Here is a 14,097-nt window from a genome sequence, read left to right as displayed (position 1 = left end):
TTCCTTCTACCAGGCCCTGGGGCCGCGGCTGAGACCTGTGCGGGTGAAGCCGGCCGGGTGGCGCGCGGCCTGATAGCCGATGTCGTCACCAATGGTGCGGCTGGCGTAATGGCAGAGCGCGCCAGCGATGCCTGAATCGCCGTGACGCTTAACGCCACCCTGCGACTGCGTCCGCACCGGCCGGAGCTGGGCGATGCCCTTGTCGAGAATGAATTGCTCGTGATCGGTCAGGATTGCGGCGTCTTTCGGCAGAATGATCGCCGCCTCTTCAAAGGCCGCCTTGTACGGGGGCATGTTGACCCGGTACCAGTCTTGACTGAGCTTGATCTCCTCGATCCGCTCCTCGCCGAATTCGCGCCGTGCGGCCTCGGCCAGGGCAGCACCGTTCCCGGTCGCGTCGAAGGCGCCCTTCTGGAATCGGCGCAAGGCCCGGAGCACGAAGAAGCAAATCCTCTCCTGTTCGGCGAAGGGTACATTGGATAGCTCGATCACCAGGTCGGTGCGTCGCACGAGGGTGCCGAGCAGTGACATGACCCACATGACGGAGAGATCGCTCGACCTGGCGAAGTCCTGGCCGAAGTAATTGAACAGCTCGGGCGGGATTGCCTGGAGTGCTGGCGCGATCTCCCGGTCGATGAACTCCTGGATCTGTTGCGCACGCCAGGCGTCGCTCTTTTGCGGCGACAGGAAATCATCTTCCAGGCGGAGGCGCGCGATCGGGATGCCGGCTTCCATGCGGGCTTCGATCAGCGGGCGCGGCAACCATTGGCCACCGGAAGCACGCGGGACGCAGAACAGCTCCTCGTCGGCGGCGTCGCCGTAATAGTCGACCACGTCCTGGCGCCATTTGGCTTCCGCCTCGGCCGTCCAGGCTTCGCCCTTGCGCTGACAGATCCGCTTGAAGAGACCGTCCGCGAGCGCGTCGTCGAGTGTCACGCGGATCGCGGCACCCTTGCGTCGCTTTGACCGGATATCTTCCAGCAGCCGGTTAAACGGATTTGAAGCGCCGTTATGAGTGGAGATGACGACGACGCGGCCGCCCCACATCAGGAGCGCCAGGGCGGCTTTCAGCAGCTCATCAAGATCGTCATGGAAGGCTGCCTCGTCGATGATGACCAGGCCCTGGCGGCCGCGCAGGCCACGCGGGCTCGATGACAGGGCAACGATCTCGAAGCCGGACGCGAAGATGATGCGGAAGGCGAGAATACCGTCGTCATCCTTGCCGTCTTTCCACAAGGTCTCTTCGACGTCGGAGGCCGCCATGTTGAAGTGCTTGGCCCAGGTGGCGCAGGTGTCGATGAACTCCCGCGTCATTTCCTTTTCGTAGGCGATATAGAAGACGTCCATGCCGCCGGCGGCGCGTTGCGCGGCCGCCACGGTGACCGAATGCGCCGCCATGCCCCAGGTGTAACCGATGCGGCGGGATTTCTCCGCGACGGTCAGCGCCTCGACCGAGACGGTTTCCAGCAGCAGTCGTTGATAACGGAGAAGGATCTCGGATGGTCCGAGATCCTTGAGGGCCGCCAGCTCGTCTTCCTGGGAGGCGGCCGCTGCGGCCATTGGATCGAGTTTCACGTTGCCAGCCCCAAAATCTCCGCCCGGATATCCTCGACGGTCTTCTTGGAGATGCCACCGGCCTTGGCGACTTTCTCGACGGCCTTGCTGGCGGCGATCGCCATCTCCTTCTTGATCCGCGCCACCATGTCGGCGTCGATCTTGTTGGCCGACGATAGGTGCTGCAGCGCCTTCGCCAGGAACATGATCTCGCCCGGATCGAGGGCCGAGGCATCGCCGCTGGTGACGGTCTTCAACACGATCGAATGCATCAGCTCGATGTTGAGCCGGGACGTCCGGGTGTCGGTCTCATCGCCGAAGCGGGAAACGAGTGCCTCGGCCACGGTGCGGGACTCCCGGATCTTCGCCGAGATCTCCTCGATCTTCTGGACATGCTCGCCAAGGCCGGTGCGCGACACGTCGAGGTCCGGCTTCAGCTCGCGGAGCTTCGCCAGGATCTCGTCGATCGTGGCGCCATCCTTACGCAGGGTGCCGATTAGCTCTTTCAGCTCGGATGGCAGGCGGTCAATCTTTGAGGGACGGCCCATAGGTCACCGCGCGACCGGTCGGGGCGGGGCGATACCGTCGATGCGGCCGCCCCGGCCTTCGGCAGAGTCGAGGCCGCGCTCGGTCAGCTTGCCCACCATCACCGGCCCGTACATCTCCGCCTTGGCAAGGTCATGTTCGTGGAGGAACCGCAGATCTTCACGGACATTGTCCCGCGTGGTCAGCGGAAAGCCGAGATTGACGGCGCCGGTGTGCAAGACGCTGTCGTTGCACTCCCCGCCATTCTCCCTCAGCAAATGCAGTAAGGTGAGGCGGCGCTTTTCGGTGACGTGTTGCTGGAAACTCATCCTTTGACCTTCGCGTTCAAGAGGTGCTCAGAGATCAACTGGACGCTGCCCTTCACGCCGTCCATCGAATCCTTCATGCCTTCCATTGTCGCGCTCAGGGCTTTGTGATCGCCATGGATCTCCGCGAGCTGCACCTGCAGCTTCGCGATGTCGCCGCCGCTCGGGACGCCTTCAAGCTGCTTCGCCAGCAGCTCCTGCTTGGTGCGCAAGGTGGCGACTTCCTCTTTCGACGCAAACGCTTTGCGCAGAGACCAGAGGAACCAGGCGATCGGGAGGTTCAGCAAGCCGACGACAATGGCGGCGATCTGCAAATATTGTTCCACTCACTTCCCCTGTTCAAAGTCGTCCTGGCACGATCGGCAGCGCCTGGCGTTAGGTTGCGCCCGTCGACGCGCGGCCGGAATCGTCTCTCCACAATCCCGGCAGTCCTTCCGGCCGGGCTCGGCAGCATCAACTCTGACGCGCCGTTGCTGGGCCTCCAAAGCTCGGTCGCGGTGAAACTCATTCAACCGCTGCACCTGGTCCATCTCGTCAGCCATGGGCGGTCTTGCGCGCCTTGGCTTGGTCAATCAGCAATAGAATGCCGTCCGCCCCGGCGTCGCGGCCCTTTACACACTTCTTGCAGAGGTCCAGCTCACCGCACTGCCAACCGTGGAGGCCCAGGAGCCGGCGGGCTTCGGCGTCGTCGAGCGCCGGCACCTCCAGCTCCGTACCGCAGGCGTCGCAACCTGCCGTGAAGCCTCTGGCCCGGAGAGACATCTACTTCACGCCCTTGAGAAGATGTGGGCACCAATCCGACGCGTGACGGTGGCGCCTTTGATCCAGGCAGGCTTGATGGCGTGATGGTGATAGTGGGTGGCACCGATGGTCGGATCGGCGACGGCATTGCGCAGCACGTCGTCTGCGACCAGTAGGCATTGACGGAAGACCGGATGGTCAATTGTCACCGCCTGGATGATGCGCGCGTTCCGATCGGATTTAAGCCAGCATGAAAACTGGCCGGGCTTCTTGCAAACGCCCTGGATGCCTTCGCCCCACCAATCCGGCTTGCCATCATTGCCGAGATCCATCTCGACCCGATTCCGGATAACCCAGGCGACGGCAGTCTGGCCCTCGCGCTTTTCGCCGCGTGCCTCACCGAAGACGGTGCGCGCCAGGGTGTCGGCATCTGCCGCTGTGTGCTTCATTTGCCGCTCTCCAACTTAAGACCATTCTTGGGCTGGTAGGCGTTGACGAAATAATGGCTTCCGCCGAACGCGTTGACCGCCGTGTAAACCTCGGCCGTGTCGGCGAAGTCGGCGCCACCAGAACGCATGAGAGACGCGAGTAGCGCGTCGGCGTGCGATCGTCCGCCCTTGCTGTCGTCGGTATCGAAGCAGCGAGTCCAGTAGGCGTAGTCGTGGCAGATCGACGCCTCGAACAGCGCTCCCCAGAATGGCACGATGCCGTGGAGCGCCGGCGGAACCGAAGGCGCCGCCTTGAAGCCGGCGGGCACGGTCAACGACCATCGGCTATTCCTCCAGTCGAACGAAACGCGGTAAGGCGCCAGCAGGATCGCCTCGACCCGCGCGCCATCACGGCGCACCGCCTCGATCGCCCGCTCGATGCGGAGCGGCGTTTCGAAGGCGACGTTTCTAAAGGCGGAAGATGGAAGGAACATCAGGGTGAGCCGACGCCAATCATGGCCTGAACGCGATCCTGGTTGAGATCCAGCCTGGCGCGGCAGGCGTACATCGACTCCCTCGGATTGGCGGTGTTGTTGTTCAGAGCGATGACGCGCTCCTTGATGTCCTGGATACCGGCGGCGAGCAGCGTACCCTGGCCGGCGGCGATCGCCGCCCGGTCGAGCAGGCCGAGGACGTTGACGCCGCCCGCGAAATTCGAGAGCAGCTTCGGAATGCGGTCCTTGGCGGATTCGACCATGATCGACGTCATGGTAAGCGTGATCTGGGCAATCTCGGTGTTGAGCCACATACTGTCGGCATGCTCGAATCGATCGACGACAGCCTCCAGGGCGGCAATCTGGCCGTATCCCATCATGGCCTGCTCGGGTTCTTTCGTCATCCGATACTGGACCAGTTCGCTAGCGACGGCAGCGATCATACACATGCGGACCGCACGATGATCCATGCCGGACACCTCGCCCAGCAGGCTGTCGGCCATCCGCTTTGCCAGTGTGCCATCTTCGGCGGCGGCATCCTGCACGGCGTCGAGGGCGCGGTTGGTGGTGCAGCCGCCGAGGCTCAGCACCACGAGGGCAACGATCAGGAAGGCGGTGAACGGCGTGAACCACCGGCCGAGGATTTCCCAAACCCTGCGCATGGTCAGCTTCCCCGTGCTGCGTTCAAGCGAGACATGCCGAGGCTGAAGAGACCGACCGCCACCATGGCGATTCCAGTCCAACCCGTCGTGATCACGCTGGCGGCGGCATCGGCGACGGCCGGTGGCAAGGTGTCGAGGTGAAAGCGATACATGGTTAGCGCCGTGAGGTTCGGCGCCAGAGACAAGTAGGCGGTCCCACCGGCAACCACCGTGCTTTGCGCGGTCGGTGACAACATCTGCAGCATGGTGCTCTCCCAACAAGCAGTGATGCCCGACGCGGGCTGAAACTGTGTTGCGAGATTAGCGGCGTGACCTTGGGGAGGGGGCCGCCGAATACTTTCGGTGGGGCGGCGGGGAAGCGATGATTGGGAGGCTACAGGGGGATTAGATCAGCTTCAACTGCGCAGTGTCGGCTTCGTTGCGCAGCTTGGCGCGGGCATTCTCGACGGTGCGAATATGGCAGCGGGCGAGTTTTGCCACCTTGCCGTTGCTGAGGCCGTCCATCAAGAGGGTACGGATAAGTGCGCGTTGCGCCTGGAAGCTGCCGGTTGGCCCCATGGGCACCGTGATCTCGGTGCGGCCGCCATACCGATCGACCAGGAAGGCCAACAGCTCGACGCCGAACTTCTGCGCAATGCCGTGGACGGCCGTCGCTTGCTCGGGAATGTAGAGTCGCTGCCCGCCATAGGCATCGGCAAAATCGATCGCGAGCTGCCAGTCGAAGCGCTCACGGATCTCCGTCAGCACCGCCGGCAGAAATGGGCGTTGCACCTTGTCGGTCATTTCGCCGGAGCCGCTTTCACCCGGATCACCGTGCCGAGGCGCGCGATCAAGCGGTCAAGGTCGGTATCGTCGGCGAGCGTCAGGATCATAGGGAAGCCATGCGCGGCGCACCACGCCTCGATCGACGCGTGCGTGACCAGATCGCGCTTCACGCAGATCTGATATTGCGCGCGGATGACGGCGGCGCGGGGATTGTCCTTCCATTCAACGTCGGCCTCCCGCGCCAGTATCGCCTTCAATGCCTCGATCGCCTTGCTGGCATCGGCCGCCGTCAGCCACTGGAGCGCGTCGACGCCACGGTCGCGGCCGCCGGTCACCCGCTTCACGAATGCCGCCAAGGCGCCTTCAGCCGGTTCCCGGATGACGCCAAGATGATAGCCGGAGAGCCAGAGGGCGCGGAGCTTCAAGGCCAGGTCACCATCGGCCAGTGGCCGCTTGCCGGCGCGGCGCGGTCCGACGCGCACGGGTTTCCAGCCCATGCGTTCGAATTCACGGCGGAGTTCCTCGAGCTGGCCGAATGAGCATTCCTTGCTGCTGGCTTTGCCGGTGACGCGCTCCAGAACGGCGCGATAGGTGGCATCGTCCAGGCCGAGCTGGCTCTTCGCCACGTGGATCTTGCCAATGAGCCCTTTGCGGGCGCCATCGGAATAGCGGTCGTACTTTGGCGCGGCCGTCATGGGTTCACCGCCTCGTTGCCCCAGAAGGTCCAGCCCTCGGGCGCTTCGCCCCGTCCAAACAATTCGATCTTCGGCAGGCCGGGGAAATACCGGCCGATGATCTCGCGAAAGATTGCAGGCTTGACGGAATGGCCGGCGGTGTCGGCGTCGATGACGCTTTCAACGGCCTCGCCCAGTGGAGGCGGCGGCATCTCGCCTTTAATGCAGATCAGCAGCAGCTCGTGGCGATCGCGGAGCCAGCGGCCAAGGCCGAGGGTGTTCTTGCGCCAGGCCGCATTTGAAACGACCTTGAAACCCCAATGCCGGGCGAGGTCGACCGCATCGGCCAGATGTTCCTTCGTCGCCCACACCCCGAGAAAGGCGTCGTCATAGGCGATCGAGGGCACGTCGAGCGCCATGATATCCTCGATCGACATGACCGGATAATGTGCCTCGGCCGCCTTCTCTTTGCCGGCGTCGCCCCAGATCTCGTGCGCCCAAGGCGGGTCCGCGTAGAAGACTGCGAAGCGCCCGCGTGGCCACTCGAAACCGGTCTGCGCGCATCTGGCATTGATGACGGCCAGTCGCTCCTTGTGCCTGATCTTCGACCTCGCGGTGCGGATCACGCGGGCACGCTTCAGAATTTCGTCATCGTTCATCGAACCGGCTCCTCGGCATATAAGGCCATCTCGACGGCGGCGAAGGTCCGGCCTGGGTTCTGCCTTGCGCGGTTGCTGGCCTCTTCGCGGGCCGCGTCTTCCATGCGCATTGCCTCGAACTCGCCGGCCATAACTTCCCCGAAGCGAATGTCGCGAGCGCCGTTGGGGCGACGGCCGAAGGCGACTTCGATGACGATCCAATGTCCTGTGCCGATCGGCATGTCAGGCGCTCCTGATCGCTTTGCGGCGGACCCAAGCCAGGGAAGGAAGGAAGGTGACGATCGCCCAAAGCGCGATGCTGAAGACCGCGTAGACGGTTAGGCCGGGCCGCAATGGGATGGCGAAGGCGACAGCGAAGCCGGCAAGGTCAGCCGCCCACTCAAATTCACCGGCGACCAGGCGGCGCTCCAGCGCGATCTGCTCACCCTCATTCATCGCGACGCCGTGGCGTTCCCAGAGGCGACGACGGGCATGCAGCCTGGCGCAGGTGAGATGGTCACGGCCCTGCCACTTCGTCATGGCGTTCATGGCCCGGCCTCAATGCGTCGATGGTTGAATGGCCGTCCGCAGCCCGGCGCTGTCGTTGAACCAGGTCACGATGTCGGCATTCGTGAGACCGGTCTCCACGATGGCCTTGCAGAGGGCTTCAAACGCCATGCGGGCGGTCTCCTCGTCGATCGTGTCGACCTTCGGCAAATCGTGGCCATTGAGCGCCGCTAGGGCGCGCAGGCCATAAAGCCGGAGATCCTCGCGTTCGTTCGGCGAGAGAAGCGGCCGGCGGCACTGCAGGCGCTGCATCAAGCAGGCAAGATCGAGTGCTGCCGTCGTCTGAGAGCGGTTAGGCATCGTTCACCTCCACAAAGACACCCTCGGTGTCGTCGAGCGGCCGGAAATGATCGTTAAGTTCACGGGCAAGGGCGGCCACGCGGACGTCACTGTCCTGGATCGCCGCCTCGGCGATCTGCTCATTGGTTTGGCCGGTGACGCGGAGGCGCAGCTCGTAGCAGACGTTGATGCCGGTGCGGTCGGAGATGTACCGGCAGGCGACGTTGACGTAGCGGGTCAACATTTGCCACCCGCCTCGGCGATCGCCGCGTTGACCGCCCCCCGGTACTGGATCAGCGCTGGCCGCCGATCGTCGCCCCTCGCGTGCTGAAAGGCGTCCCAGGTGGACCAGACGGAGCGCTGGGCCTTGCGGGTGACGCGGCGCCAATGTGTGAGGCACGGGAGCCTCCCGTGCTTGCGGAGTTCCTTGCAGCCAATCACTGGGCAGGGAGAGGATTTTCCAGCCATGCATCACGCTGCCGCCAGGTCGATCGGCACGGCCTGCCAGGGCGCATCCTGAGCCGGCCGGATGTAGAAGCGGCAATAGGCCTTAGACCCGATCACCCGAATGCTGTCGCGGATGGCGGTCTGGCCGGCCTTCCAGCGCGGATCCTCATACGACAACCGCAGCAGGCGGAAGACGGCGTCGCGACTGATGTTGCCCTCCTTGTCGCCTTCGAAGGCCTCGTCGACCAAGCTGCGCAGCTCGGCGCGGGCGCCGGCGCTCCAATCTTCAATGCATTCGGAGAAGATGGCGCGCGCGGCCTGCAGCTCCGGGCCGAAAGCGAGATGGTCAGCGACCTGGATCTGCATGCGCATCAAGCCGTCGATGGTCATGAAGGTGAGGTTGCCCTTGCCGCGCGCGCCGCGCTTCTTGACGCCATACTCCTGCGCCAGCAACGCCTGGAAGTTCTCGGAGTCCGCAAAGACGTGGTTTCGGAAGCGGCGAAGCTGGTTGGCGAGATCGCAGGCGAAGGCCATCACCTTGCGCACCATCTCGTCTTCGATCAGCTCTTGCGGCTTGATCGCTGCCACGTGCACCATGCGGCCCTTACCGTCCATGCGATAGCCCTCCGGTACCGCCACCGGTGGCACGGGCAACTGATAGAGATTGAGGTCGGTCGCGTTCATTGAAGGCTCCTAGAAAATGGCCCGAAGCAATCGGGCGATGAAGGCGCGGAAGCCGCGCCGGCGGCGTGGCCGGTACGACATGACCGAGCCACTGAGGAAGATGCGGGTGTGGGGGAATTGCCGGGTCATTGGCGGCACTCCTGGTTGGCCAGGCGGAGATTTTCGGCATCGACCGTGATGATGCGGAACTCGCCTAGCTTGACGTTGCAGATCTGGCGCCCTTCGCGCAGGCGGAAGGTCGCCACGACGCCTGGCCTGATGCCGTCCGGGGTCGGGGCAAGCACTTCGTCGCCCGCAGCGAAGGGCCAGGTGGTCATCCGGCGGCGACCTGGTCGTTGGCCGGCGCTTCTGCCGGCATGCGCCAATCGGGAAACCGGATCTCGAACGGCGCCAGGCCCTCGGCCTCCTTGGCGAGGTGGTAGGTCGCCATTGCACTCGTGCGCAGCTTGTGCCGAGCGTCAGCATCAAGAGAGATGCCGTCCGCTTCGTGGGCCGCGTGGAAGAAATCAGCGAGGCCCTGAATGCAGAAGGCGATTGGTTTGCATTTATCGCCCACGGTCTCTTCGACCGTTTCCGCCCATTTGATCAGGTGGTCGAGAAAGCCGGCGGTACCTTCGCACTGCTCGCCGGTCAGCTCGAACGCTTCATTGGGTTCGATCGAGGCGGCCAGGAAGAGCAGCTCGGCGGAAAGCGTGGTACCCTTCAGGCTGATTTCAGTCATGGCTTCACCTCTTCGATAACGCGCGTGATGGCCGTGCCCATGACGGCTGGGGCGAGGGAGAGTGCGCGCGCCTCCAGCGGGATCACGCGGGCATTGGGCAGCACGGTGATTGCCTCCAGGCTCTCGACCCCGAGGGCGAGGATGCGGAGCTTCTTGGCGACGGCGGCGGTGTCGACCGGCCGGCCGGACTTCAGCCGTTCGGCGTCTTCCATCTGGCGGGCGAGGTTGTTGAGTTCGGACGAAAGCATGTGGGGTTAGCTCCCCTTTCCGGCGTTGCGAGGGCAGAGAGCGCAGGCGTCGCGCATCTTGCGGTGATGGCCGCTGAGTGGTTTGAAGTCGGCGCAGCGGCGGCGCCATTCGATGCAGGAGGCGAGTGACATTTCGCCGACCTCCGGGCAGATCACGGTGCTGGCCATCAAGGTGGCGCGCACCCGTTCTTCAACGGCGGCCATGTCGCCGTCATAGCGGCGGCGAATGACGTAGCTGATGGTGGCGGCCGAATAACCGACCAGGACGCGGCAACGTGAGAGGCTGGTCTCGTCAACCTTGGCGGCGAGCGCCTTCACCCAATCGGGCAAGGCATCGCCCCACGCGTCGGCAGCATTGGCGACGTGGCTCATGAGCGGCCGCCTTTCTGGGAGGCGACCGCCTCCGGCCCCATCACCAAGCGCTTGTTCGGATCCCATACCCAATCGGTCTGCTGGATCTGCGGGGCGAGAGGCCCCGTGTTCATGGCGGGGAGCAAGCGATAGGTGGCAAGCGTGCCGGTGCCGGGGCGATGGCCGGGCTTGCCTTCCGTCACCATGATCAGATAGCCGGCCCGGTACAGGCGCGCGATGTAGCTCTTCGCGGTGAGCTGCTTCACCGGCACGTCCTCGGTGCTGGCGTAGAGGGCGAGGTCGCGGGCATCGAAGCGCGCCAGCATCTTCATGGCGCGCCACATTTGATCCTGGCAGAGGCCGAGTTCGCGGGCGGCCGTGCCATCGCGGCGCAGGTATGGTGCGTCGGGCTGATCCTTGACCAGGCGGAAGGCCGCGGATTTGCCGAAAGCGCCGTCTCGGACGATGTAACCGCCCTTTAAGAGCCGTTGAACGAAGTCATTGACAGTGCCCAGGGCCACGTTGCTGTGGCCGTCTACATCCAGCACCGTCCAGCGCTTCTTTTTGCGGTGCAGATCCCGGATGATCTCCCAGAAGCCCTGGTTGCCCCGTGGCACCCGAGCGGTGATCTGCACCATGACGTCGGCGGCATGGCGGGCCATTAGACAGCCCTCCGCACCGGGGCCAAGCCTGTGAATAGCGGTCGATCACCCCAGGTCTTCAAGTCGACCGAGGCCCAGCCGTTGAGCGCCGCCTGCTCGCGCACGCGATCGATGTTCACCGAAATGCGGCGGGCGCGCTTCTCGGATTTGGTGAGGATGAAGCCGGCCAAGTCCGGGGCGATCGTGATACCGGGCGCATAGATGCCGGCCAGCTCGGCGACGTCGCCGATGTCGCAGGTCTGCGCCGGCACCCAATCGAGGACACGGTTATGGAAGCGCTCGAAGACCTTCAGCTTGTCCGGCAGATACTCTTCGCCGATGAGGATGATGGGTGCGCCGCTCTTGTCGTGGATCTCGCGGACGATCTCCACGAAGCCCCGGCGCACCACGTGGTCGAACTCGTCAATGATCAGCGGCCGGTTTGTCTCGGCCAGCATAGTGATGATGGTCTCGACCATTTCGGCGATGGTGCCGCGCGCGGCCACACCCAGCTCCGTCAGCAGCGATTTGCAAAACTTCGCCTGCGACCAGCTCGACCCGACCTCGATGTAGTAGGCACGGAAACGCTGCGCGCCGTAAGTAGCAGAAACGGTCTTGCCGAGGCCGGACCAGCCATACCAGGCGCCCATGCCGGGCAGGTTCCGGTGGCGCGCGGTGACGCGCTCCAGGAGTTCGGTGAAGAGTGCGACGTTTGAGAGCGGCGCGATTGTGCCGGAGGCGTGGGTCTTGACGTTGTTTTTTGAAGCGTTCATCTTTTTCCTCGTTTGCTGAATGCCGGCGGCGCCGCCCCTGCCAGGGGTGGGCCGCCACTTTCTCGACCAGGCTTGGCGCTACGCGATCACCTGCTCGAAATCCCCTCTCATCTTTTGCTTGGCCTGGTATTCGGCGGTGGTGCGATAGCCTTCCAGCCATTTCACCTCGCCGTCGCCGACGTCGCCGTTGGTGGCGATCGCCAGCTCGATGCGCATGGCGCGCTCGTAGCGTTCGGCCTTCTCGTCGCGCGGCGCCTCGGGTGCATCGGGTCGTCGGAACTCCGCAATTAGGGCTTCGCGCCGACGCTCCTGATCGGGCGTGACCTCTTGGCTCGGCGTCCGTTTGAGATCGTGGACCGGGCGCGGCAACTGCACGACGGTCGCTGCCGGCGTGTCCAATGGGCCATGATTGAGCGGGACCAGGTCGGCGACGGCCGCCGGCGACATGCGCCGCTCGGCGTCCAGCATGTCGCGCTGCGCTCGGAGGAACCGCTTGCGCTGCCGGCCATGCTCGCGGGCAGCGTCGGCATTGTCGAAGCCGGCCGCCTCGATCACCGTCGCGTGGCCGAGATAGGCGCCATCGAGCCGGTAGACATGGAGTCCGTCATGTAGAAAGTCCGGATCGAAGCGCGCCGCGATCTTCTCGCCGCGATAGAGGTGGAGGAAGTCGGCCCAATACCGGTTGCCCATCAGGCGGAGCGTGCCGTCGCGCTCGGAGACAGAGATACCCTCGGCCGCTAGCAGCCAGAGCCGGCGCTGTTCCTCGGTCGCCTTCCTGATCGGCGATTCGATGTAGGAGCGGGTGAAGGCGGCGTCGAAGGAGACACCATTGCAGACGCGAGTCTGCCTGCCGGTGCGGGCGTTATGTTCGTTGATCTCCGATTTGACGATCCTCAGGAAGTCGTCGAGCTTGATGGCGCGGGAGCGATAATTCTCCGGCTTGTCCATTGGGCTGTTGCCGGTCCAGGCGCCGGCGAAGGCCGGATGGCGAGAGATGACCTGGGCGAAATCGCGCCAGGCGCGTTCAATGGGCTTTGACTGGCCGCTGTAAGGCAGGGCCCAGCGGATCTCGACCCCGAGCTGTGTCAGAATGCCGGCCGGCTCATCATCGCGCACCGTGAAGCGATAGCGGTTCGGCGTGCCGCCGGTCAGCCACTTGCTGGCAAAGTTGCGGCCATTATCGAACCAGCACAGCTCCGGGATACCAAAATCTTCGACCAGGTCGCCGAAGGCAAGGCGCACACACCACGAATTTTCCGTCTTATCGACGCGCCAGGAGAGGATCTTGCCGGAATAGAGATCCTGAAAACCGACCATGCAGGGGCGGGCGACTTCGCCGTCCGGCCACTCCACCCAAATGTCCCATCGATGGCCGTCCGCATTGACCGCCTGCAGGGCGTGAAAGACCGACCGGTCGCGCTCCTGAGCCGGATACATGCGCTTGACGGCGTCGGTGCCCTCGCGGGCCAACACGATGACGGCCGGCGCCACGCTGGCCTGTAGGCGGCGCAGGAGGGTGCGCTCTGACGGCACCGCCCAGCCTTGCGCCTTTGCGGCGCGGCTCACGCGGCCGTAGACGTCGCTGAAATTCGGCGCCTCATTGCGGAGGTAATCGGATTTCAGCATGTCCCAGGCGTCGGGATGGCATTCGATCGTCGCGGTGCGGCCCGTATGGCGTGGGCAAAGGGCGGGGAGCCAGTCGGCGCGCTCCCGGCCGGCGACAAGGGTCAGCCAGCTATAGATGGTTGACGCGCCGATGCCGCGATGACGGCCGACCTCGACCACGGCAATGTCCTTCTGGATGCCGGTCTGGTAGAGCGCCATCACCGCGTCCAGGATTTCGAGCCGTTCGCGGGCCTTGGCCTTCTTCGTCTCCGGCTGCGCTTCGAACCAGCGCCACAGCTCATCGCGCTCCAGCTCGCTGCGCGCGTCAGTCGCCGGAGCGGACGCCGGCGGCGAGAGCTTCAGCATCAGCGCGACATGTGCTGCCGTGGGCAACGTCGAGACATGGTAGACCTGCCCGCCGCCTCTGCCGTCGCGCTCCCGCGTCGCCCAGCCCTCGGCCGCAGCCTTCTTGCGAACGCCACGTTCGGATGCCGGCACACCAGGCAGACGAAGTTCTGCCAATTGAGCGGCCGAAAACCATTCCTGATTTTGGACCATAAGTTCCCCCGATACCGACCCCATGCTCTTAGCCCCGTGGCCCTTTCCAGCGGCCGCGCGACAATTGCTTGCGCTGCTGCAGCTCTTCGATTTTTTCGGTGAGGATCGCTTCCTCGATCGCAGCCACGAACCTGGTCGGGATAACCGCCAAGTCGAAGTGATCGGCGAGCGCCTGCAGCAAGCGCTGGGCGTCGCCGGTGGCATGGCAAATGCCGAGGAAGCGAATGGACGTGATCTTCACGGCCTTCGCTGGCAAACGTGTTCAGCATGTGCTCGGAGACGCTTTCGCCGAGCCATTCCGACATCAAGGTGGCCGTCTCGTTGCGCGAGCGGCCGCATTCCTTCAACGCTGCCGACGTCGCCTTTGAAATTCCGGCGCGGAGCGAGGATGCCCTGATCTTCTCCGGCTCGAACGC

General features: G+C 64.3%; 26 protein-coding genes. All 26 read right to left on the bottom strand.

Annotation, left to right across the window (positions count from 1 at the left end):
- Window positions 1–6: 6 nt before the first annotated feature.
- Window positions 7–1,575 carry a hypothetical protein gene (locus IPK59_04020; protein ID MBK8157976.1) on the bottom strand — a complete coding sequence of 523 codons (1,569 nt, stop codon included), beginning with the start codon at window positions 1,573–1,575 and terminating at the stop codon, window positions 7–9.
- Window positions 1,572–2,102 (bottom strand): DUF3486 family protein, encoded by a 531-nt coding sequence (locus tag IPK59_04015; GenBank protein MBK8157975.1) that lies wholly within the window; start codon window positions 2,100–2,102, stop codon window positions 1,572–1,574. Before IPK59_04015 ends, IPK59_04020 begins: the two co-directional genes overlap by 4 nt.
- 3 nt (window positions 2,103–2,105) lie before the next feature.
- Window positions 2,106–2,408, bottom strand: a complete 303-nt coding sequence (locus IPK59_04010; GenBank protein MBK8157974.1) for a hypothetical protein — start codon at window positions 2,406–2,408, stop codon at window positions 2,106–2,108.
- Window positions 2,405–2,731 carry a DUF2730 family protein gene (locus tag IPK59_04005; GenBank protein MBK8157973.1) on the bottom strand — a complete coding sequence of 109 codons (327 nt, stop codon included), beginning with the start codon at window positions 2,729–2,731 and terminating at the stop codon, window positions 2,405–2,407. The genes IPK59_04010 and IPK59_04005 overlap by 4 nt, the downstream gene beginning before the upstream one ends.
- Complete coding sequence (locus tag IPK59_04000) at window positions 2,732–2,947, bottom strand: TraR/DksA C4-type zinc finger protein (GenBank protein ID MBK8157972.1); 216 nt, start codon at window positions 2,945–2,947, stop codon at window positions 2,732–2,734.
- A complete protein-coding gene (locus IPK59_03995; protein MBK8157971.1) occupies window positions 2,940–3,107 on the bottom strand; it encodes a hypothetical protein in 168 nt (55 codons plus the stop codon). The genes IPK59_04000 and IPK59_03995 overlap by 8 nt, the downstream gene beginning before the upstream one ends.
- A 65-nt stretch (window positions 3,108–3,172) precedes the next feature.
- On the bottom strand, window positions 3,173–3,595 hold the full coding sequence (locus IPK59_03990; GenBank protein MBK8157970.1) for a cell wall hydrolase: 423 nt from the start codon (window positions 3,593–3,595) through the stop codon (window positions 3,173–3,175).
- Complete coding sequence (locus IPK59_03985; protein ID MBK8157969.1) at window positions 3,592–4,068, bottom strand: DUF1353 domain-containing protein; 477 nt, start codon at window positions 4,066–4,068, stop codon at window positions 3,592–3,594. Before IPK59_03985 ends, IPK59_03990 begins: the two co-directional genes overlap by 4 nt.
- Window positions 4,068–4,730, bottom strand: a complete 663-nt coding sequence (locus tag IPK59_03980) for a hypothetical protein (protein MBK8157968.1) — start codon at window positions 4,728–4,730, stop codon at window positions 4,068–4,070. The genes IPK59_03985 and IPK59_03980 overlap by 1 nt, the downstream gene beginning before the upstream one ends.
- Before the next feature lie 2 nt (window positions 4,731–4,732).
- Entirely contained in the window at window positions 4,733–4,975 is a 243-nt protein-coding gene (locus tag IPK59_03975; GenBank protein ID MBK8157967.1) for a hypothetical protein, read from the bottom strand.
- Between the two features lie 139 nt (window positions 4,976–5,114).
- Window positions 5,115–5,513 (bottom strand): hypothetical protein, encoded by a 399-nt coding sequence (locus tag IPK59_03970; protein ID MBK8157966.1) that lies wholly within the window; start codon window positions 5,511–5,513, stop codon window positions 5,115–5,117.
- Window positions 5,510–6,190, bottom strand: coding sequence for a regulatory protein GemA (locus tag IPK59_03965; GenBank protein ID MBK8157965.1), 681 nt, complete (start codon window positions 6,188–6,190; stop codon window positions 5,510–5,512). The genes IPK59_03970 and IPK59_03965 overlap by 4 nt, the downstream gene beginning before the upstream one ends.
- Entirely contained in the window at window positions 6,187–6,828 is a 642-nt protein-coding gene (locus IPK59_03960) for a hypothetical protein (GenBank protein ID MBK8157964.1), read from the bottom strand. The genes IPK59_03965 and IPK59_03960 overlap by 4 nt, the downstream gene beginning before the upstream one ends.
- Window positions 6,825–7,049, bottom strand: coding sequence for a hypothetical protein (locus IPK59_03955; protein ID MBK8157963.1), 225 nt, complete (start codon window positions 7,047–7,049; stop codon window positions 6,825–6,827). The genes IPK59_03960 and IPK59_03955 overlap by 4 nt, the downstream gene beginning before the upstream one ends.
- A gap of 1 nt (window position 7,050) precedes the next feature.
- A complete protein-coding gene (locus tag IPK59_03950) occupies window positions 7,051–7,356 on the bottom strand; it encodes a hypothetical protein (protein ID MBK8157962.1) in 306 nt (101 codons plus the stop codon).
- A gap of 9 nt (window positions 7,357–7,365) precedes the next feature.
- Window positions 7,366–7,674 carry a hypothetical protein gene (locus IPK59_03945; GenBank protein ID MBK8157961.1) on the bottom strand — a complete coding sequence of 103 codons (309 nt, stop codon included), beginning with the start codon at window positions 7,672–7,674 and terminating at the stop codon, window positions 7,366–7,368.
- Window positions 7,667–7,897, bottom strand: coding sequence for a hypothetical protein (locus IPK59_03940; protein ID MBK8157960.1), 231 nt, complete (start codon window positions 7,895–7,897; stop codon window positions 7,667–7,669). Before IPK59_03940 ends, IPK59_03945 begins: the two co-directional genes overlap by 8 nt.
- A gap of 227 nt (window positions 7,898–8,124) precedes the next feature.
- Complete coding sequence (locus IPK59_03935; protein ID MBK8157959.1) at window positions 8,125–8,784, bottom strand: DUF3164 family protein; 660 nt, start codon at window positions 8,782–8,784, stop codon at window positions 8,125–8,127.
- A gap of 125 nt (window positions 8,785–8,909) precedes the next feature.
- Window positions 8,910–9,101: a hypothetical protein gene (locus tag IPK59_03930; protein MBK8157958.1), complete on the bottom strand. Its 192-nt coding sequence runs from the start codon at window positions 9,099–9,101 to the stop codon at window positions 8,910–8,912.
- On the bottom strand, window positions 9,098–9,505 hold the full coding sequence (locus IPK59_03925; protein MBK8157957.1) for a hypothetical protein: 408 nt from the start codon (window positions 9,503–9,505) through the stop codon (window positions 9,098–9,100). The genes IPK59_03930 and IPK59_03925 overlap by 4 nt, the downstream gene beginning before the upstream one ends.
- Window positions 9,502–9,753 carry a hypothetical protein gene (locus IPK59_03920; protein ID MBK8157956.1) on the bottom strand — a complete coding sequence of 84 codons (252 nt, stop codon included), beginning with the start codon at window positions 9,751–9,753 and terminating at the stop codon, window positions 9,502–9,504. Before IPK59_03920 ends, IPK59_03925 begins: the two co-directional genes overlap by 4 nt.
- Window positions 9,754–9,759: 6 nt before the next feature.
- The gene (locus tag IPK59_03915; GenBank protein MBK8157955.1) at window positions 9,760–10,125 is read right to left on the bottom strand and encodes a transcriptional regulator; all 366 of its coding nucleotides are present in this window, start codon (window positions 10,123–10,125) and stop codon (window positions 9,760–9,762) included.
- Window positions 10,122–10,766 carry a hypothetical protein gene (locus IPK59_03910; GenBank protein ID MBK8157954.1) on the bottom strand — a complete coding sequence of 215 codons (645 nt, stop codon included), beginning with the start codon at window positions 10,764–10,766 and terminating at the stop codon, window positions 10,122–10,124. The genes IPK59_03915 and IPK59_03910 overlap by 4 nt, the downstream gene beginning before the upstream one ends.
- The gene (locus IPK59_03905) at window positions 10,766–11,518 is read right to left on the bottom strand and encodes an ATP-binding protein (protein ID MBK8157953.1); all 753 of its coding nucleotides are present in this window, start codon (window positions 11,516–11,518) and stop codon (window positions 10,766–10,768) included. Before IPK59_03905 ends, IPK59_03910 begins: the two co-directional genes overlap by 1 nt.
- Window positions 11,519–11,596: 78 nt before the next feature.
- Window positions 11,597–13,645: a Mu transposase C-terminal domain-containing protein gene (locus tag IPK59_03900; GenBank protein MBK8157952.1), complete on the bottom strand. Its 2,049-nt coding sequence runs from the start codon at window positions 13,643–13,645 to the stop codon at window positions 11,597–11,599.
- 64 nt (window positions 13,646–13,709) lie between these two features.
- Window positions 13,710–13,922 carry a hypothetical protein gene (locus IPK59_03895; protein ID MBK8157951.1) on the bottom strand — a complete coding sequence of 71 codons (213 nt, stop codon included), beginning with the start codon at window positions 13,920–13,922 and terminating at the stop codon, window positions 13,710–13,712.
- Between the last annotated feature and the right edge of the window lie 175 nt (window positions 13,923–14,097).

The sequence above is a fragment of the Rhodospirillaceae bacterium genome (assembly GCA_016712715.1).
GTDB lineage: Bacteria > Pseudomonadota > Alphaproteobacteria > Dongiales > Dongiaceae > Dongia.
Note: the sequence above shows the minus strand (reverse complement) of the source record. Positions and strands in the feature narration are given on the sequence as shown.